Origin of the sequence: Peribacillus huizhouensis (genome assembly GCF_014138605.1) — a bacterium.
Lineage (GTDB): Bacteria > Bacillota > Bacilli > Bacillales > DSM-1321 > Peribacillus > Peribacillus huizhouensis.
Map to the genome: position 1 here is coordinate 67,288 of NZ_JACJHX010000010.1, position 20,031 is coordinate 87,318.

Consider the following 20,031-nt stretch of genomic DNA (forward strand, 5'->3'; position numbering starts at 1 on the left):
ATAAAGAATCTTTAAGAAACGGAGGGGTCAGACCCTTACGCGAAAGCGAGTGATCGTCTGTTTGAGTTGTTCTGCTTGTTCTTTTAATTCAATCGCTAGCCGGTCCACATTTTCGATTACTTTCGTTTGATCTTGGGTAGCGGCTGTTACCTCCTCTGCACCAGCAGATGTTTCTTCAGCAATGGCCGCTACTTCTTGAGATTGGTGTGATGTGTCTTGGATACCTTCCATTTGACGGCTTACGAGTATTGTAATATCTTGAACAGCTTCTACGACATTATGAATTGTTCTAGTCATTTCTTCAATTGCCTCGTTCGATTCTGTTCCTTTTTGCGCTCCTCTATTAGCAGAGATAACTTGCACGTCTATTTGTTTTACAACACTCTGCACCTCAAGTTGGATATTCTGAATTAAAACAGATATCCCTTGAACAGCTTCAGCACTTTGATCAGCCAATAGACGAACTTCCTCAGCTACTACCGCAAAGCCTAATCCATGCTCTCCAGCACGAGCTGCCTCAATAGAAGCATTTAATGCAAGTAAATTCGTTTGGGCAGCTATATCCCCAACAAGCTGAATGATTTTTTCCACCTTTTTTGCATGTTCCTCTAATCGTTTTACTCCTATGAGTGATTCTTGGTTTTCTTCGGCAAGCTGTTGTATACCTGTCACCAGCGAATGAATCACTTCTTTACTTTTCGTCAGCTCAGCTACCATAATATGCGCTATTTCTGAAGAAGAGTTTGCTTTATTTTGAACTTCTTCAGCGATTAAAGTAATGTCTTCCATAGCTTCAGCTGTATTCTGAATAGATACGGCAGAACTTTCCGCCCCTTGTGAAATTTCTTCTATTGTTCTTACAATTGCTTCTGCCTGTTCTGCAGCTTTCGATGATTCAGCTGAGATGGAAACTACTTTAGCATTCGTTTCTTTAAAATTTTCATCAATTTTCTTTACCATATCTCTTAAATTGTAGAGCATATAGTTAAACGCAATGCCTAGTGAACGAATCTCATCATCCGTTTTTGATATTTCAACATCTTCACAAATATCACCGTGTGCCGCTTTTAAAGCAACTTGTTCAAGTTTTTGCAGAGATTTCGTTATAAACCCAGCTGCAAAAAAGCCGAGTAGAGCCGACCAAAAAATCCCGCCAGCCAGAGTTAAAATCGTAAAGGTTGTTCGGTTGAACTGTTCATCAAAAAAGAGCGGGTACAGACCATAAAGAAAAACGCCGCTAGTAGAATAGGTAATAAGCGCTAAAATCGTAATGAATATAACAATTTTCTTTCGCAAGCCAAACTTATATTTCCTTTTTTCAACCAATTTCCTGTCCCCTCTTCCTCCTCGGTTATCTACCAATTCTCTCAATCAATCCTTCAATTAATCTTTGAAGCTCTATGAAAGTTTCCTCGTACATTTCTCTCGAACCCCCGTATGGATCGTAAACATCCATGTTATTCGGGTCATCAAGTACAAATTCTTTCAATGTAAAAGTCTTTTCCGAAGATTGTGGATAGGAAGATGCTATCATAGCTTTATGTCCTTCTGTCATCGTAAAAATATATGTAGCCCAATCCAATTCAGTTTTCGTTAATAGAGTAGATGAATGATTTTGTTGAATATTTTGATCAGATAAAACATTTTGTACATGGTATGAGGCTGGATGGCCTACCGAAGCATATATTCCAGCCGATTTCACTTCAACCCCAGACAGTCGCTTGGCTTTTAGTATCGCTTCCGCAATAGGGCTTCTGCATGTATTCCCGGTACAAACAAATAATATTCGAATCATTAAATTCCGCCTCCTCCAATTTCATTATAGAGATCCACTCTTAATTCTAAAACCTTGTTCCTGCATTCTCTATGATAAAAGTACCATTTCTTCCTTATCAACGTCCATGATAATTCGAACAATATTTTGACATTTTATTCGAGATGACAAAGGGATATTTAATATCTATTGCGAACAGTCTTACACAAAAAGACGTCTCTTTAAAGAAGAGGTAACAAAAAAAAAGCCAGATTTCAACAACTCTTTCTGACTTCGGTACAATCATTCATGATTAAAAAGAAAGCAGAAGCTTTATACCGAAAGCACATAATATGCTTCCGCCCAGCACTTCACTGTAAACTCCGAGCAATCCTTGAATTTTCCTTCCTGTTAACAACCCCAGCCAAGTAAGCAAGGTAGCCGCAATACCAAAGCATAGAATCGTCAGTAGTGTTTTCGCTCCATAAATTCCCAAAGTTAGACCGACAGAAAAGCTATCCAAGCTCACACTAATCGCAAAGATGAATAACCCTTTCCCTACTGGAGCAAGAAGTGGGGTATCTCCTCCTCGTATTCCCGATATACACATCTGAATTCCGAGGACGATAAGTAATATTCCGCCAGCGTAAACAGCAAACACACCAAAATGTCCTGAAATAAACCGACCGGCTGTCATACCTGCCAGAGGCATCCATATATGAAAAAAACCTACTGTCAAACCAATGAATAAGATTTGTTTAAGCCTTAACTTAAACATTCCCATGCCAAGCCCGACAGAAAAGGCATCCATTCCCAATGCAAATGCCATTAGCATTAAAGTGACCAGCTCTCCCGTAACAATACTCACTTTCCCCTACCCCCCCGGACGTGCCTACTTCATGTTATGCATGTCCAAGAGAACTTAGAAGCACAAAAGCTGAAAGCGGGTTGAAAAGAGAATGAACAGCTACTATACATCTTATAAGACAACAAAGTAGTTACCACTTTCTGTACAAATCCATTATCCCGGATTAACGGAAAGTCAAGAGAGGCTTAGAAGAATCGAAGAAGTGTAGGTAGGGGACAACCGCCCGTAAAAGCGCGATTGGTGAGATACAGTGGAACTTACCGATGCACGAGCAGACGTAAAGTTTACACACATAGACGCGGCACACTTAGTCTGTGATTCATTTGATCTTAGTAACAGTAGAACGAGACTAACAATCAGTGGGGATAAAGCCCCACTAATTGAAGTTTCACTTTATTCTTCCTTGATTAGTTGATGCCCTGCTGCTTTAAGCAAGCGGTTCATAATAGCATGGCCTATACCTGCCTCTGGATACACTTCAGCTAAAATAATATCTACATCTAGATCGTTGAATGTCCGTAATGTATCATATAATTTCGCTGCAATTGAATGTAAATTAGCCAGAGAACCTGAACAAACAAGATAATCCGCTTGATAATCATGCTTGTGCTCTTCTGGCACCATCACAGCAACCTTCTTGCCTACTGCTTGGTACTGCTCGATTATCTGTTGGAAAAATCCCTGTTTACCATCGATTAAAATAAGCGGTGCATCCGGCGCATAATGAGTATACTTCATTCCAGGTGACTTCGGTGTAACTGCTTGATTTTTAAGCGATGCATCTTCCTTAATAGGTCCAATAACAGCTTCTAGTTCTTCTTTTGTTACACCACCAGGTCTAAGAATGACAGGTACCGGTACTGTACAATCAAGTACAGTCGATTCAACTCCTACACCCGTAGAGCCGCCATCGACTATTCCAGCAATCCTCCCATTTAAGTCATCCGAAACGTGTTTCGCCGTTGTTGGGCTCGGTTTTCCTGATGTATTAGCACTTGGAGCCGCAATCGGCACACCACTCATACGGATTACTTCAAGTGCAACGGGATGATCTGGCATTCTGACCCCTACAGTTCGCAAACCCGCTGTCACACTATTTGGTAAAGCTCCTTCTTTTTTTTCAAGAATGAGTGTGAGAGGACCTGGCCAGAATTTCTTAATTAAAGTCTTTGCTAATTCAGAAATCTCTGTCGTGATTTCATTTAACTGTTCCATTGATGCGACATGAACGATTAACGGGTTATCATTAGGGCGGCCTTTCGCTTCAAATATTCTCTTCACCGCTTCATCACTTTTAGCATTTCCTCCTAAACCATAAACAGTCTCAGTTGGGAAAGCCACAACCTCATTATTTGCCAGTAAACGGGCTGCTTCTGCTAACTGTGGATAACCCTTTTTCTTATCCACATCTTTATCCACTACCCACAAATTAGTTTCCATCATTAACACCTTCGCCTTTTTTACATTATGTTCTATTTTTCTTAAAAAAACTCTTATTATTTCACCTTTTATTAAAAAGTTACTTTGAAAGTATAAAAGATGACTGTAAATAAAACAAGCGTTATCCACAATTTGTGGATAACGCTTGCTTATTTGTGAATAACTTTGTGAATATGTTGATGAATTCAAAGAATTTTCTGCATTAACCAACGATTTTTCTGTTGGATTAACTTTTCCACATGTGGAGAACTTTTTATTTCTTCTTCGATGTCCACTTTTCTTTCAAAACCAAACGCTTCAAAAAACGCGAGCGAACTTTGTTTCTCTGTCACAAGATAGATCGACGCTAATTCGCGACTTTTAGCCGCAAGCAACATATATTGGATGAGCTCGGATATTTTTTCTGCAGGAAAATCAGGTGTAACCACAAAAGATCTTAGCAAGCCAGAATTCTTAATAGGGATTAATCCAATCGTTCCTACAATCTCACCTTCTTCGTGTCTAGCGACTATAAAATACTGATAGTACATTTGTAAATCTACTTCTCCTACATCAGCTTCCGATAAAAACCGTGCCAATTCTGGAATATCCATTTCACTTACTTGATAGAATGCTACCATATAATCGCTCCTCTAGTTTTTACTAGGTATATGATAGAAAACCTAAACTAGAACTTCGATTAAGAACAATATCAAAAACGACTTGGCCATTTGCGCAAAATACAGTCAGAAAATCAAGTTATCCACATTAAATGAAACTTCCATCAGTGGAGAGATAAGCATTAATGCGAGATAGATATTTCATATGTAACAAAACCTACTTCCATAACAGAAGAGTTTAGCGTAGTTTCATTACCAACACTGTTTACGCTATAGAAGCACCATCTCTATCCTTTCATACAAAACGCCACCATTTACCATGAAGGATCTATCATGAAGCACGCTACACTCGCCCAATTTCAATGGTAGCGGGGCGGAGCCGGAATTTTGGATGTTTTCTCGATAAAATCAGTAATATCCCGCTAAGTAGATTGGCTATATTATTAAGTCGCGAAGCCCCGTCCCCATGTCCTTCATTTATCAAAACAACTGAGAGAATAGCTCTGCAAAAAAAGATTTTACGATAATCGGCTCTTCTTCTTGCCCATTGTAGACGGATTCCTGCTGTACAGCTACTTGATCTTGATTTAAAACAGACTGCTCCTCTAATTCTTCTCTATCATCCAGAGGACTCTGTGATCCCACTTGAACATCGATCGGAGTTTGGGTTTCTTCTTTCTTCTCAACCGAACTCTCTGCTTCCTTTTTCTCTTCAACAGGATTCTCTATTACTTCTTTCTCCTCAACTGAACTCTCTGCTTCCTTTTTCTCTTCAACAGGATTCTCTATTACTTCTTTCTCCTCGACTGAACTCTCTGTTTCTTTTTTCTCTTCAAAAGAAATCTCAGTTTCTTCCTTCTCTTCAACAGGAACCTTTATTACTTCTTTCTCCTTAACTGAACTCTCTATTTCTTTTTCAACAGGACCATTTGGTTCTTCTATCCCCTCTTCAAAAGGCGTCTGACTTACCGCTGTTCCATTTGAAAAATCAAGAAAGCATAAGGGAGGAAATAATACACACCACCAATTAGCTCCTTCACCCGCTCCAAGTGTAACGACAATTGCCTCGTATTCGCCAGCCGGATATAAATATTGGCCATACAACTTTGTTGGGAATTCAGCTTTACCGAATTTCACCGAAACTGCTTGATCCAAACCTTTTTCAGCTATTATTCTTTCTGCAATTTCCTCGATTTTTGGAATGTTAGACGAAATGATTGCTCTTGCTTCGTCCAAGGATGTTAAATCTTCAACCCATAACGTTATTTCCTTATTTACTTCATCACGAATGAGTCGCTTAACTGCTTGATCTGCCTCTAAATCACTGTTAGCAAGAATCCTTAATCGAATCGCTTCATCAGGTATCATTTCAGTTTCCTCAACTGTTGCCGCCACTTTAGGCATATATAAACTAACGATTGTTCCAATTGTTAAAATTAATAGATAGATAATTGCTAAATTTTTTCTCATCTTCTTCCTCTCCCCTCACAAAAATAGTGTCGCCAGAAAGGGGCTGTCTTAAACTATATATCTAAAAAAATAAGCATTCCTTTATTAAATATTTTAGAAGTATACTAGAATCATAGTCCATACATAACGTTACATCCTGTAGCACGCTACACTCGCCTAATCTCAATGGTGGCGGTGTAGAACCGGAATATTGGATGCTTTCTCAATAAAATCAGCGGAGCTTTCTTCATCCCCCCCCCCATGCTCCTCGGATTCCTCCCAGCCTTGAGGTTGGGGGTTACTGCCCGTTAATGCGGGATAAATAGATTGGCTATATTAGTAAGTCGCGAAGCCCCGCCCCCATGTCCTTCATACAAAAAAAAGACCAGTTCACACCCAAACGGCGCTAAGCTGGTCTTAAATTGGTAGGAATAGATAAGGGGCTGACGCTTCGAATCCTCGCTTTTAGAGCCCTCCTACTTAAAGTCATTACTTTTGTTTTTCTTAAAGTTCAGCAAAAACCATACGATCCTTGCCATTAATATCGTATTCAACACTGACCACCGCTTCAGGGAAAGCTTTCTGCAAAATTTCAGCAACAGCACTTCCTTGTCCTGCACCAAATTCAAAGCCGATCAGTCCTGGTTTTTTCATAACAAGAGGTAGCTCCTCCATAAACCGACGATAAAATTCTAAACCATCCTCCCCCGCAAATAAGGCACGATGTGGTTCATGCTCGGTTACAACGACTGACATCGTGGCTTTGTCGGCAATTGGAATATAGGGTGGGTTGGAAAGTAGAATATCAAACGTTTGTCCCTTTGCAATAAACGGCTTTAATAAATCTCCTTGGACCCACTCAACCTCTGCCGCTAAAGCTTTTCCATTCGCCTTAGCAACTTCCAATGATGGATTTGCGATATCTGTAGCCGTCACAAGCAATTTGGGACATTCAAGCTTCATCGTAATAGCAATTGCACCGCTTCCTGTTCCAATATCTACAAGCTCAAGCGGCCGCTCTACAGGAAAGAGTTTTTTAATTTTCAAAAGTGCATGTTCAATTAATTCTTCTGTTTCCGGTCTAGGGATCAGAACTTCTTCATTCACCGTAAACGTTCTGCCGTAAAACTCCTCAGACCCAGTCATATATTGAACCGGTGTTCCCTTCACATGTTTTTCCACAGATTGTATGAATGTCGAGCTTATTTGTTCAGGAAGTTCGTCATGTAATCTCGCAAGCAGCTGTGATCGATTTACTCCAAGGTAATGTTGCAGTAAAATCTCCCCTGCATTCCTATCCCGATTATGCTCCATCAGAAAAGAAGAAGCCCAATTCAGGGCTTCATATACTTTGAACGACTTAATCATCCGCATTTTGCAGCTTGGAGGATTGATCCTCTACAATTAATGCATCAATTATATCATCAAGCTTACCTTCTACTATTTGATCAAGCTTCTGAATTGTCAAACCAATTCGATGATCTGTCACACGATTTTGCGGGAAGTTATATGTTCGAATTCGCTCTGATCGGTCGCCCGTTCCAACTGCCAACTTACGGTTTTGATCGTATTCAGCTTGAATTTCCCGATTAATTTTATCATACACACGAGCACGCAAAACCTTCATAGCTTTTTCTTTATTTTTAATCTGTGATTTTTCGTCCTGACACGAAACAACCGTATTGGTAGGAAGATGCGTTAATCGAACAGCAGACATCGTTGTATTTACACTTTGTCCACCAGGTCCACTAGAAGCAAAAGTGTCAACCCGTATATCTTTTTCATGGATTTCAATTTCAACTTCTTCAGTTTCAGGCAATACAGCTACCGTAGCTGTTGACGTATGAATTCGACCACCTGACTCTGTTTCAGGAACTCGTTGAACACGGTGTGCACCATTTTCAAATTTCAATTTAGAATATGCACCGTTCCCGTTAATCATAAAGATGATTTCCTTATAACCGCCTAACCCCGTTGCATTCGCTTCAATAACTTCCGTTTTCCAACCTTGCATCTCAGCATAACGGCTATACATCCGATATAGACTTCCAGCAAATAACGCTGCTTCATCCCCACCAGCTGCACCGCGAATTTCCATGATTACGTTCTTATTGTCGTTTGGATCTTTAGGAATAAGAAGAATTTTTAATCGAGCTTCCAACTCCTCGATATTGGATTCAAGTTCGTTCAACTCTTCTTTAACCATTTCTTTCATATCTGCATCAAGCTTTTCCTCAAGCATCGCTTTCGCTTCTTGATATTGTTCCCGAATTACTTTATATTCCTTATACGTAATAGCGGTATCTTGAATATCCGATTGTTCCTTCGAGTATTCTCTAAGCTTATTGGAATCATTGATCACTGCAGGATCACTTAATAATTCATTTAATCGTTCATATCTATCCTCAACTGCCTGTAGTCGATCAAACACTCTGTTCACCTCATAATTTCATAAGAAGGATGTTCCACAAAAGGATTTGACCCTTTCGCTACGGAGCACACTATCCATTGATTTATCTCTTTAACTTTCAGCCTATCCATTTCATGTTAATTATAGTATAGGATAATAATCAACGTCAAAGACAATCGGATGAAGGATGCTTGAATCGGACATCTTACATTAATGTTCTCGCTTTACATCGATATGATAACGCGGCAAAGCTTGACTCAATAGACGATAAATACGTTTCTTCTCCTTCTTCCATTCCGATTCTGTTTTTATTTTCCCATGATCTTCAATGGTCACAACCATTGAAAGTCCATTTACCTGGACACCCGTTGCATCATAACCTGTCTCTACCTCAACGGTTTTACGAGCGTGCTCAATGTCAGCGCCATCAGAAGTGGCTGTATTCGATACACTGTATGGGGTATTCAACAACTGATCAGCAGGCTGATTACTATAGTGCCCCCTATCACTCGTTACCTTTTTCAGATTACTTGAAGCATCTTCGTTCACATTATTTTTGTCACCTGCGTTGTTCGTCAAACCATTACAACCTGTTAATAACGCAATAATTACGAAAGACCAAACTGTTTTCATATGGAACCCTCCTTTTAATCACGCCCTTTATAAGGCTTAATAATAGGCTTCCCATATTAAACGCAAAACATAGGCGAAAATAAATGACGAAAAAGGGCCAGACTAAAAACAACTACTATAGATCGTTTATGGCGTGAAGATGGCACTTAAACGATCTATAGAGTGTAAGGTCAGACCCTCCGGACTATTTCTTCATTATTCTGCATAATTCTTGACGATTCGTTTCATCTTCTCTGACTTTCCAGGCACCATATGATGATGTCTACATCTAGGCTCATATGCTTCCGATGCTCCAACGAGTATGATCGGCTGATCATAGGCAGCTGGAAGTCCATTGACAAGCCTTTGAGTTCTACTTGCTGCTGATCCGCAAACCGCGCAAACAGCTTGAAGCTTCGTGACTGACTCTGCTAATGCCATTAAAACCGGTACAGACCCGAATGGCTCGCCACGAAAGTCCTGATCCAATCCAGCTAAAATGACCCGATAACCGCTATCCGCAAGATGCTGGGCAACTTCTACAATTTCTTCATCAAAAAATTGTACCTCATCAATCGCAATAATATCTATTTTTTTATTGAGATAATTAAAAATCTCAGTAGAATGCGAAATCGGTTTTGCCATAACAGACGATCCATTATGAGACACAACAGCTTCTTCCGCATAGCGATTATCAATAACAGGTTTGAAAACAGCAATGCTCTGTTTCGCAAATTGAGCTCGGCTGACTCTTTTAATTAATTCCTCCGATTTCCCTGAAAACATACTACCGCAAATCATCTCAATCCAGCCAGATTGTTTCATTTCATACATTGAAACAGTCACTCCCCTTTCCAGCTATTACCCTTTCTTCCGACCAATTTCTCATTATCAATTCGTCCTGATCCTTGGTCTAAAAACCTAATTTACTTTCTTGAACAACTCTTATAATAACGCCTTATTTCAGGCAATCTTAGTAAAAATACCATTAATTTACGATAAAAAAAACAGGCAAGGACATGCACTTGCCTGTTTCGGAAGTTTTCATTATTACTATTGTTGTGATTTAAGACCGTATTTTTTGTTGAAACGGTCAACACGTCCGCCAGCTTCAGCGAATTTTTGACGACCAGTGTAGAATGGATGACATTCTGAACAAGTCTCAACTTTAATTTCTTCTTTGATTGAACCAGTTTCAAATGTATTCCCGCAAGAGCAAATAACTTTTGCAAGTTTATAATTTGGATGGATTCCAGCTTTCATTCTTTTCAGCTCCTTCTGCCCTGAATCATTCTGAAACAGAGTTATAACTTCAATGCGAAGAGAAGTAACCCTCACATAAATTGTAAAAACACATGCACTTATTATAACAACTGTAGTCGAGATATGCAACTACTTGTTACATTTTACTAAAAGCAACGTAATCTGCATCTAAAACAAGACATCTGCCTAGGAACGTTGATGTTAACGTATCCCATCTAGTTAGCAACCCCTAGACGATATGAATCACTGCTTAATATTTGGCTCTGTTAAACTTGCCTGTTGATTGCAACGAGAAGCGTTCGCTTTCCGCTCCAATCAACATAGTGCCAAAATCAACAACACACTTTAACATAGCCTAGTTTTTAAGAACGCTTAGATGCCGCCAAACCTTTTTTCATTTCTTCTTCCAACTTACCGAAAAATTCTTCATTGCTCTTCGTTTGCTTTAAACGTCGCAGGAATTTCTCTACGAAATCCGGTGAGTCTGACATTGTTTTGCGGATTGCCCATAACTTATCAAGGCGATCTTTCGGAATTAACAATTCTTCCTTCCGTGTTCCAGAACGTCTAATATCAATCGCTGGGAAGATTCTTCTCTCAGCTAAAGTACGATCCAGATGAAGCTCCATATTTCCTGTACCTTTAAATTCTTCATAAATGACATCATCCATACGCGAACCTGTATCAACAAGCGCCGTTGCAAGAATGGTCAAACTTCCACCTTCTTCAATATTACGCGCTGCACCAAAGAATCGCTTTGGTCGATGGAATGCCGCCGGATCAATTCCACCTGAAAGAGTACGTCCACTCGGTGGAATCACCAGGTTATAAGCTCGGGCAAGACGGGTAATACTATCCATCAGGATGATTACATCGCGTTTATGTTCCACAAGTCGCATTGCGCGTTCAAGAACTAATTCTGCCACTTTTATGTGGTTTTCAGGTACTTCATCAAACGTTGAGCTTACTACATCACCAGCAACTGAACGTTCAATATCAGTTACCTCTTCAGGTCGCTCATCAATTAAAAGCACAATTAATTCTGCTTCTGGGTGATTCGTTGTAATTGAATTTGCAATTTCTTTAATTAGCATCGTTTTACCCGCTTTTGGCGGAGCAACTATCAAACCACGTTGACCAAACCCCACAGGAGCAAGCACATCCATAATTCGAGTAGATAAGTATTTCGGAACCGTTTCCAGTTTGACTTGGCGATCTGGATATAACGGAGTCAAGCCAGGGAAATGCACACGTTCTTTTGCCGATTCTGGGTTGTCACCGTTGACTGCTTCAACATGAAGCAAACCATAATAACGCTCATTTTCTTTTGGAGGTCGTACTTTACCTGATACTTTATCACCATTTCTTAGATCAAACCGACGAATTTGTGAAGCGGAAATGTAAATATCTTCAGAACTTGGTGAGTAGTTAATCGGACGTAAGAAGCCAAATCCCTCAGATGGGATAATTTCAAGCACACCTTCCATGAATAATAATCCATCTTGCTCAGCCTGTGCTTTTAATATCGCAAAGATTAGTTCTTTTTTGGAAAGCTTGCTGTAATACGATACTTTGTACTCGCGAGCATGCTCGTACAAATCTTTTAATTTCATGTTTTCTAAATTCGAAATAGTTAAATTCATTTTGGCACCACACTTTATATAATTAACGGTTACATCCATATCATACATAGATAACATGAATGGTTAATAAATGGCAATAGGGAGAGTATCCTTTTTGCTAGAAGATAATGAATGACATCTTTACTTGTAAAGAAGAATAATATAGAAGGCTCATAAATTTGGAGTATTAAAAAAGCAGTTGATTTAATCTAAAATATTTTTATTTATAAAAACAACCCTTATTGTACTTTCTTTATTTTAATTAATCAACTTAAATTTTTTTACAGAGAAAGCGAGCAGTGAATACCGCCCGCTTTTATTGAAGAATTTCTAAAATCCACGAGGTAGAATGGGTTAACGCATGACTAAGTTTGGTTTCTTTTTCAAGCTATGACGCCCTTCAACAAAGCGGACTGTGCCAGATTTTGCTCGCATGACAACTGAATGAGTTTCGCCATAATTTCCTTTGAATTGGACACCTTTTAATAATTCTCCATCCGTGACGCCTGTTGCAGCAAATATTGCATCGTCACCACGAACAAGGTCTTCCATTCTTAACACAGCTTTGACATCAATCCCCATTTTCATACAGCGTTCAGCTTCTTCATCATTTTGCGGAAGCAGTTTCCCTTGAATTTCTCCACCAAGGCATTTTAAGGCAACAGCTGAAATGACGCCTTCAGGTGCTCCACCGCTTCCAAATAAAATATCAACGCCAGTATGATCAAATGCTGTATTGATAGCTCCAGCTACATCGCCATCATTAATTAACTTAATTCTCGCTCCCGCATCACGTAATTCTTGAATAATTCTTCTATGTCGCTCTCGGTTTAACACCGTTGCTACAACATCTTCAATGTTTTTATTCTTCGCTTTTGCGACAGCCTTTAAGTTATCAAGAACCGAGGCATTGATATCAATTAATCCAACCGCTTCTGGACCAACAGCGATTTTTTCCATATACATATCAGGCGCGTGTAGTAAATTACCATGATCTGCGACTGCTAAAACGGCAAGAGCATTCCAGCCACCAGATGCAACAATATTCGTTCCTTCTAAAGGGTCTACCGCTACATCTACTCGAGGTCCATAGCCTGTCCCAAGCTTCTCCCCGATGTATAGCATAGGAGCTTCATCCATCTCTCCTTCACCGATGACAACTGTCCCTTTCATCGGAACGGTATCAAATACATCTCGCATCGCAGTTGTGGCTGCATCATCCGCTTCCATTTTCAAGCCTCTACCCATCCAGCGGGCTGATTCCAATGCCGCTCCTTCTGTCACGCGAACGAGTTCCATTGATAAGCTTCTTTCCATTGCGTTTCCCCCTTAGTGTTACTAACATGTTATTTATTTAAAATAGTATAACACATTATTCAAGTGATGTAACACATTGAAAATTAAGGAAGTAGTTAATCTTTAAACTGTTCAATTTCTTCTACAGTCATTTCCTCGCGCCAAATCGTTGCACCAAGTCCTGATAATTTCTCAACAAGGTGGCTGTAGCCTCGGTCGATATGTTCAAGACCTGTTATTTCCGTGATACCTTCTGCCATAAGACCAGCAATAACAAGAGCTGCCCCAGCGCGCAAATCACTCGCCTTTACTTTCGCACCTTGAAGTTGAACAGGTCCATTTATAATGGCCGCACGTCCCTCAACTTTAATGGTTGCATTCATTCTGCGGAGTTCATCAATATGTTTAAAGCGCGCACCGTAAATCGTGTCTGTAACCATACTTGAGCCAGTTGTTTTCGTTAATAATGAAGTAAAAGGCTGTTGAAGGTCTGTGGGGAATCCAGGATAGACGAGCGTTTTAATATCGACAGACTTTAATGGAAATGATCCAGGGGACACGAAGATTTGATCATCTCCTGTTTCTATATTTACACCCATTTCCCGTAATTTAGCAATCAAAGATTCTACATGTTGTGCTATGACATTATCAATTATTATACCTTTTCCAACCGCTGCAGCCATTATCATAAACGTGCCTGCTTCAATTCGATCAGGAATAATGGTATGTCTGCACCCGTTTAGCTTTTCAACGCCATCAATTCGAATAACGTCTGTACCTGCCCCTTTAATCTTCGCACCCATATTTGTCAATAATGTCGCTACATCAATGATTTCCGGCTCTTTAGCTGCATTTTCAATGGTTGTGCGACCTTTCGCAAGCACTGCTGCAAGCATAATATTAATCGTTGCCCCTACACTCACAACATCCAAGTAAATTTTTGCGCCACGAAGTTCATCCGCTCGTAAATAAATCGCCCCTTGCTCATTTGTAACTTGGGCACCGAGTGCTTCAAATCCTTTAATATGCTGGTCTATTGGACGAGGCCCTAGATGACACCCACCTGGCAAACCGATAACAGCCTTCTTGAATTTACCAAGCATGGCCCCCATCAAATAATAAGAAGCACGTAATTTCTTTACTCTACCATTTGGCAATGGCATTGAAACCATTCTTGATGGGTCCACAGTCATCTCTCCATCGCGAAAATCAATCTCTCCTCCTATTTCCTCGAGGAGCGCTTTCAACATTTGTACATCCGATATATCTGGTAACCCTTCAATGGTAACAGTAGAATCAGCTAATATTGTTGCAGGAATGAGGGCTACGGCACTATTCTTAGCTCCGCTTACTCGAATGCTCCCTTGTAAAGGGTACCCACCCGCAATCTTAAGTTTTTCCATAACGAACTCCCTTCTAAACTGGTGAAGATCTCACCCAAAGGAACAATGGGTTATTTTACCATTATAGACATATATTTTTCACTTTACTAGTTTGCACAAAAATTCAAAAGTCATGTACAAAATTTTATTAATTTTTTGTAAGGATAGATCTAGTCCAGAACGAAAATGCTTCATTATTAGAAAGCGTTTACACCTTTGCTTTTCATTCCGATATTTTGCTTCGGATCTCCTTTTATATAAGAATCGTTCCTAGCACTTCAATATTTTACGTTCCTGAAATAACCCTCCTAAAGTGTAATTTCATTGTCACTCTAGTTTATATGATAGTGGAAAAAATTCCAACTCTTTAAAAAGAGATCGTCTAAAAAGTCCTATTAAAATTCAGGAATAATAACATTAAATACCAATCCATACTTTTTTAGCACCAATAATAAAATAAGAGTTTCTCTTCCACTTCACATAAAATGTAAAATAGAAGAGAAACCCTTGTTTACTTCAAAGTATAACTTACGCTTGTCCAGCAGAACCGAATTCGCGAATTTTTCCAATAACTACTTCTTTAATTGCGTCACGTCCAGGTACAATGTATTTACGTGGATCATATACTTTTGAATCGTTGTTCAATACTTCACGAACAGCTTTTGTAAAAGCAATTTGGTTTTCTGTATTTACATTGATTTTAGATGTTCCTAGAGAGATCGCTTGTTGGATATCTTTTGTTGGGATTCCAGTTCCACCATGAAGAACTAAAGGAATTTGTGTTAAGTCACGTACTTCTCCCATTTCTTTGAATCCTAGGTTTGGCTCACCTTTGTATTCACCGTGTACAGAACCTAAAGCTGGAGCAAAGCAGTCAACACCTGTTTGTTTAACTAGATCTTCACATTCTTTAGGATCAGCATAAATAACACCTTCTGCAATCACGTCATCTTCTTGACCGCCAACTGTTCCAACTTCTGCTTCAACAGAAGCATTTTTAGAATGAGCATATTCAACAACTTTCTTCGTTGTTTCAATATTTTCTTCAATTGGGTGGTGTGAAGCGTCAATCATTACAGATGTAAAGCCAGCATCAATTGCTTCTTTACATTTATCAAAACTTGAACCATGGTCTAAATGGATTGCAACTGGTACTGTAATTTTCATATCTTCTAATAGGCCCTGAACCATCATAACGACTGTTTTAAATCCGCCCATGTGACGAGCAGCACCTTCTGATACTCCAAGAATAACAGGTGATTTTTCTTGTTCAGCAGCACCTAAAATAGCTTGAGTCCATTCTAAGTTATTAATATTAAACTGCCCAACTGCATATTTACCTTCAAGAGCTTTGTTAAGCATTTCTTTCATCGAAACTAAAGGCATAATCATTTCCTCCTACAGTAAATGTTCTTCTAACTACTAATACTCCTTAGAGGTTTCCACAAACTTTTCTAGATATTCAAGAATGTGAATGTCTCTTTTTCCTTTATAAGCATATCAAGACAATCAAAAAACAGCAACAAATTCCGCGCGCGGTAGAATATTCAGTTTTATTACAAAAAATTAAGCGGTTCCACAAATTATTAGATGTTAAATCACTACAATTTTATCGCTTTTTTACTTAAAATCTGCAATAACATATGATTAACCAAGAATTTTTTTAATTAGATTGAATGATTATATTTTCACGTACCGCTTTACGAATATCGTCTATATCAAATGGTTTTGCAAAATGAGTAATTGCCCCTAAGTCCTTTGCCTCCTGTATCATATCAAGCTCCCCATAAGCGGTCATGATAATGACACGGATGTCAGCATCTATTTGCTTCATGCGCTTTAGTATTTCGATTCCGTCCATCCCGGGGATTTTCATATCCAAAAGAACCAAATCAGGTGAATGATTCGTAACGATATCAAGTGCTTGTAAACCATTCGCCGCCTGAAATGTATCATACCCTTCCTTATGTAACACTTCATTCAATAATATCCTAATACCAAATTGATCATCGACAATAAGAACCTTTCCTGCCATTCTCTCACTTCTTTCTCAAACAAATTTTTTATGCTTATTTGACTAACGCACAACATGTAAAGTAGCCATCGTCTGAAGAACTCCAATGATAGAAGTTTCATTTTATTGTTACTGTAGATTCAACTAGTTATATCTTAGTATTTACAATCGCTACCTTTTCACTATTCAAAAGCTTCGAAGGATTCGTTTAAAGTTAGTTAATGCTAAATATGGTTCTTACTTTACAATTGTAAACTATTCATCAAAATTAAAATACTATATTTTAAAAAAATGGTAAATTAAAAAAGTGAATAATTCAATCCTCCTAAAGTACTTGATACCACATTTCTGTGGAAAAGGGGCGGGGTTTCGCACAATCAGCTCTGTACCACCACCTTCATAAGGTGATACAGTTTATAGAACCAGAACTATTCTTCGTTTGGCTTTAAAACGGGCCCTCATGGATATCTTAAATGAAAAGCGCCATTTACTAAAGCGGCTTCCTTTCCAATCAAAATGCTTTCCCTTATAATTAAATGCATTCAGTAGGTATAGATAGTGAATGAAAGGAGTAATATCCATGTTAAAAATATTCTCCACCCAGTTAACTGGATTATATAAAAAGATGATGGATGAAGAGAGCTTCAATTTTGAAGATGGAGGAAGACTTCTCGCTCAAGCAGCTATTAGTGATGGTGCGATTTATCTCAAAGGTTTCAAAGAGATGGAGGGCATTCTTTCAGAAGCTTTTCACGGAGCAGAGCCTTTCCCAAGCGCCAAGCCCTTTGTTGATAATGCATCATTAAACGTGGCGGATCGCGTGATCTTATTTACGCGTTACACCACAGACCAATCAGCTTTACAGCTTGCTAAAAAGCTGCGTGACCAACAGATTCCTTTTGTAACGATTGCTTCTTCTCTGGTTTGTGATGAAGAATCCATCGAACAATATTCTGATGTGCATATTAATTTACGTTTGCTAAGAGGGTTAATCCCAGATGAAACAGGAAACCGTGTCGGTTTTCCACATTTAATGATCGCTTTATTTGCCTATTATGGAATTAAAACAACACTGGAAGAAATTCTTTTGGAGTACAGCGAAGAATAAAGTGAAACTTCAATCAGTGAGGTTTCTTCATCCCCCACTGATTGTTAGCCGTTCTAGAGTCGATAATACCTCCGTGCAGAATAGATCAATCGACTCTACGAACTAAGGTTCAATGAATCACAGTCTAAGTACGCGCCGTGCTGCGGCAAGTTGGTTCTTAATAAGTAGGCTCTGTTAAACTTGCCTGTTGATTGGAACGTAAGGCGTTCTCTTTCAACCTGCGGACGGAAGCCTCCTCGGTGCTGTGTGCCTGTGAGATCTTCCCTGTGATTCGCTTTTCTAAACAGGAGCCTCACGCCGCCTTCCGCTCCCAACATAGTGCCAACATCAACAACGAGGTTTAACATAGTCAATAAGTAAAACGAGGGTACCCCAAAAAGGTCTGTCCACGCGCACACAGTTCAAAGGTTCTTACGTTTAATTTGAACTGTATGAGGCGTTGCTAACCTTACATTATGGGTACCCTCGTTTATTTGTATTATTTATTAGGCTTTAATGACATTTCCACAAAATCACGGAATAGTGGTTGTGGACGATTTGGACGAGAAATGAATTCTGGATGGAATTGAGAAGCCACAAACCATGGGTGATCTTTCAATTCAATGATTTCAACAAGACGACCATCTGGGCTAGTTCCTGAGAAGACAAAACCTGCCTCTTCCATAGCTTGGCGATAATGGTTATTGAATTCATAACGATGACGGTGACGTTCATAAACCACTTGTTGTCCATATGCTTCAAAGGCTTTTGTACCTTCTACTAATTTACATGGATACAGCCCTAGACGTAATGTACCACCTAAATCTTCCACATCTTTTTGTTCAGGCAATAGGTCGATGATCGGATACTCTGTATCCTGATTAATTTCTGCTGAGTGTGCTCCTTTTAGACCAAGCACATTACGAGCAAATTCAACAGAAGCTAGCTGCATACCTAAACAAATACCAAGGAAAGGTTTTTTCTGATTACGAGCAAATTCAGTAGCCGCAATTTTCCCTTCAATACCACGATCACCAAACCCGCCAGGAACAAGTATCCCATCAGCATGTCCTAATAGTTCTTTTACATTTTCTCTTGTAACATGTTCAGCATTAACCCAATCAATTTCAACATCTGCATCATGCGCATATCCTGCATGTTTTAATGCTTCAACAACTGAAAGATATGCATCTTGAAGCTCGACGTATTTCCCAACAAGAGCGATCTTCGTAGTTTTTGATAGTGACGTAACTTTTTTAACAAGCTCTTTCCACTCGGTCATGTCAGCTTCTTTGCAATCTAATTTCAAGTGGTCACAAACAATTTGGTCCATGTTTTGTGCTTGAAGCGATAAAGGAATGGAGTAAAGAGTGTCCGCATCTTGACATTCAATAACTGCTTTTTTATCAATATCACAAAATAAGGCAATCTTATCTTTCATATCTTGAGAAATCGGCATTTCCGTACGACACACAATGAGGTTTGGTTGAATGCCAAGGCTACGTAATTCTTTTACGCTATGTTGAGTTGGCTTTGTTTTTAATTCTCCTGCTGCTTTAATAAACGGAACAAGCGTGCAGTGAATATACATCACATTATCACGACCGATGTCACTTTTGATTTGACGAATAGCTTCAAGGAATGGCAGCGATTCGATATCGCCCACAGTTCCGCCGATTTCTGTTATGACTACATCTGCATTTGATTCTTTTCCTGCTAAAAATGCACGTTCTTTGATTTCATTCGTAATATGGGGTATTACTTGTACGGTACCACCCTCATAATCGCCACGACGCTCTTTTCTAATAACAGTCGAATATACTTTACCTGTTGTCACATTACTGTGTTTACCAACATTTATATCAATAAAACGCTCATAATGCCCTAAGTCAAGATCAGCCTCCGCACCATCATCCGTTACATATACTTCACCGTGTTGGTACGGGCTCATTGTTCCTGGATCCACATTGATATACGGATCGAATTTTTGAATCGTTACACTTAGTCCTCTGTTTTTCAATAATCGTCCCAATGAAGCTGCCGTAATCCCTTTACCCAGCGAAGAAACGACACCGCCTGTTACGAAAATATACTTTGTCATGTTGTATCCTCCTTCAAGTTCTTCCATTTTTCTTTTAAATCCTAAAACTCATTCTTTTAGATTTCCTTTTAATTACAGGACCATTTATATGAATCCATGAAAAAATAAAAAAATGATGTTTATTTGAATGATTCA

The 20,031-nt window shown here is 39.2% G+C and carries 18 protein-coding genes; 1 reads left to right on the top strand and 17 read right to left on the bottom strand.

All coding sequences use genetic code 11. From position 1 onward, the window contains the following. Window positions 1-27 precede the first annotated feature (27 nt). The 16 genes from HNP81_RS15285 to HNP81_RS15360 all read right to left on the bottom strand — a co-directional run bounded on the left by HNP81_RS15285 (window position 28) and on the right by HNP81_RS15360 (window position 16,729). A complete protein-coding gene (locus HNP81_RS15285; protein ID WP_182503188.1) occupies window positions 28-1,326 on the bottom strand; it encodes a methyl-accepting chemotaxis protein in 1,299 nt (432 codons plus the stop codon). A 25-nt stretch (window positions 1,327-1,351) separates the two neighbouring features. Continuing rightward, window positions 1,352-1,795 carry a low molecular weight protein arginine phosphatase gene (locus HNP81_RS15290; protein ID WP_028393432.1) on the bottom strand — a complete coding sequence of 148 codons (444 nt, stop codon included), beginning with the start codon at window positions 1,793-1,795 and terminating at the stop codon, window positions 1,352-1,354. 271 nt (window positions 1,796-2,066) lie between these two features. Continuing rightward, window positions 2,067-2,621 carry a manganese efflux pump MntP gene (locus HNP81_RS15295; protein WP_028393431.1) on the bottom strand — a complete coding sequence of 185 codons (555 nt, stop codon included), beginning with the start codon at window positions 2,619-2,621 and terminating at the stop codon, window positions 2,067-2,069. 393 nt (window positions 2,622-3,014) lie between these two features. Then, the gene (locus HNP81_RS15300) at window positions 3,015-4,061 is read right to left on the bottom strand and encodes an L-threonylcarbamoyladenylate synthase (RefSeq protein ID WP_182503232.1); all 1,047 of its coding nucleotides are present in this window, start codon (window positions 4,059-4,061) and stop codon (window positions 3,015-3,017) included. 185 nt (window positions 4,062-4,246) lie between these two features. Further along, window positions 4,247-4,681: a GNAT family N-acetyltransferase gene (locus tag HNP81_RS15305; RefSeq protein WP_028393429.1), complete on the bottom strand. Its 435-nt coding sequence runs from the start codon at window positions 4,679-4,681 to the stop codon at window positions 4,247-4,249. 459 nt (window positions 4,682-5,140) lie between these two features. Beyond that, the gene (gene spoIIR / locus HNP81_RS15310; protein ID WP_182503189.1) at window positions 5,141-6,130 is read right to left on the bottom strand and encodes a stage II sporulation protein R; all 990 of its coding nucleotides are present in this window, start codon (window positions 6,128-6,130) and stop codon (window positions 5,141-5,143) included. A gap of 483 nt (window positions 6,131-6,613) precedes the next feature. Next, window positions 6,614-7,477 carry a peptide chain release factor N(5)-glutamine methyltransferase gene (gene prmC, locus HNP81_RS15315; protein WP_182503190.1) on the bottom strand — a complete coding sequence of 288 codons (864 nt, stop codon included), beginning with the start codon at window positions 7,475-7,477 and terminating at the stop codon, window positions 6,614-6,616. Continuing rightward, complete coding sequence (gene prfA, locus HNP81_RS15320) at window positions 7,470-8,549, bottom strand: peptide chain release factor 1 (RefSeq protein WP_182503191.1); 1,080 nt, start codon at window positions 8,547-8,549, stop codon at window positions 7,470-7,472. Before prfA ends, prmC begins: the two co-directional genes overlap by 8 nt. 180 nt (window positions 8,550-8,729) lie before the next feature. Continuing rightward, window positions 8,730-9,152: a hypothetical protein gene (locus tag HNP81_RS15325; RefSeq protein WP_182503192.1), complete on the bottom strand. Its 423-nt coding sequence runs from the start codon at window positions 9,150-9,152 to the stop codon at window positions 8,730-8,732. A gap of 195 nt (window positions 9,153-9,347) precedes the next feature. Continuing rightward, window positions 9,348-9,965: a thymidine kinase gene (locus HNP81_RS15330; RefSeq protein ID WP_028393424.1), complete on the bottom strand. Its 618-nt coding sequence runs from the start codon at window positions 9,963-9,965 to the stop codon at window positions 9,348-9,350. Window positions 9,966-10,184: 219 nt separating this feature from the next. Next, window positions 10,185-10,394 carry a 50S ribosomal protein L31 gene (rpmE, locus tag HNP81_RS15335; RefSeq protein ID WP_028393423.1) on the bottom strand — a complete coding sequence of 70 codons (210 nt, stop codon included), beginning with the start codon at window positions 10,392-10,394 and terminating at the stop codon, window positions 10,185-10,187. A 362-nt stretch (window positions 10,395-10,756) separates the two neighbouring features. After that, window positions 10,757-12,037, bottom strand: a complete 1,281-nt coding sequence (gene rho, locus HNP81_RS15340) for a transcription termination factor Rho (protein WP_028393422.1) — start codon at window positions 12,035-12,037, stop codon at window positions 10,757-10,759. A gap of 333 nt (window positions 12,038-12,370) precedes the next feature. After that, window positions 12,371-13,333, bottom strand: coding sequence for a class II fructose-bisphosphatase (gene glpX / locus HNP81_RS15345; protein WP_028393421.1), 963 nt, complete (start codon window positions 13,331-13,333; stop codon window positions 12,371-12,373). Between the two features lie 95 nt (window positions 13,334-13,428). Next, window positions 13,429-14,715, bottom strand: coding sequence for a UDP-N-acetylglucosamine 1-carboxyvinyltransferase (murA, locus tag HNP81_RS15350; RefSeq protein WP_182503193.1), 1,287 nt, complete (start codon window positions 14,713-14,715; stop codon window positions 13,429-13,431). A gap of 507 nt (window positions 14,716-15,222) precedes the next feature. Then, window positions 15,223-16,080: a class II fructose-bisphosphate aldolase gene (locus HNP81_RS15355; protein WP_028393419.1), complete on the bottom strand. Its 858-nt coding sequence runs from the start codon at window positions 16,078-16,080 to the stop codon at window positions 15,223-15,225. Window positions 16,081-16,357: 277 nt separating this feature from the next. Further along, on the bottom strand, window positions 16,358-16,729 hold the full coding sequence (locus HNP81_RS15360; RefSeq protein ID WP_028393418.1) for a response regulator: 372 nt from the start codon (window positions 16,727-16,729) through the stop codon (window positions 16,358-16,360). 559 nt (window positions 16,730-17,288) lie between these two features. Between HNP81_RS15360 and HNP81_RS15365 the strand changes: the two genes are divergently transcribed. Next, window positions 17,289-17,816 (top strand): DUF2529 domain-containing protein, encoded by a 528-nt coding sequence (locus HNP81_RS15365; RefSeq protein ID WP_182503194.1) that lies wholly within the window; start codon window positions 17,289-17,291, stop codon window positions 17,814-17,816. A gap of 478 nt (window positions 17,817-18,294) precedes the next feature. Here the strand turns inward: HNP81_RS15365 and pyrG are convergent, their stop codons facing one another. Next, window positions 18,295-19,896, bottom strand: a complete 1,602-nt coding sequence (gene pyrG / locus HNP81_RS15370) for a CTP synthase (RefSeq protein WP_028393416.1) — start codon at window positions 19,894-19,896, stop codon at window positions 18,295-18,297. Window positions 19,897-20,031 lie beyond the last annotated feature (135 nt).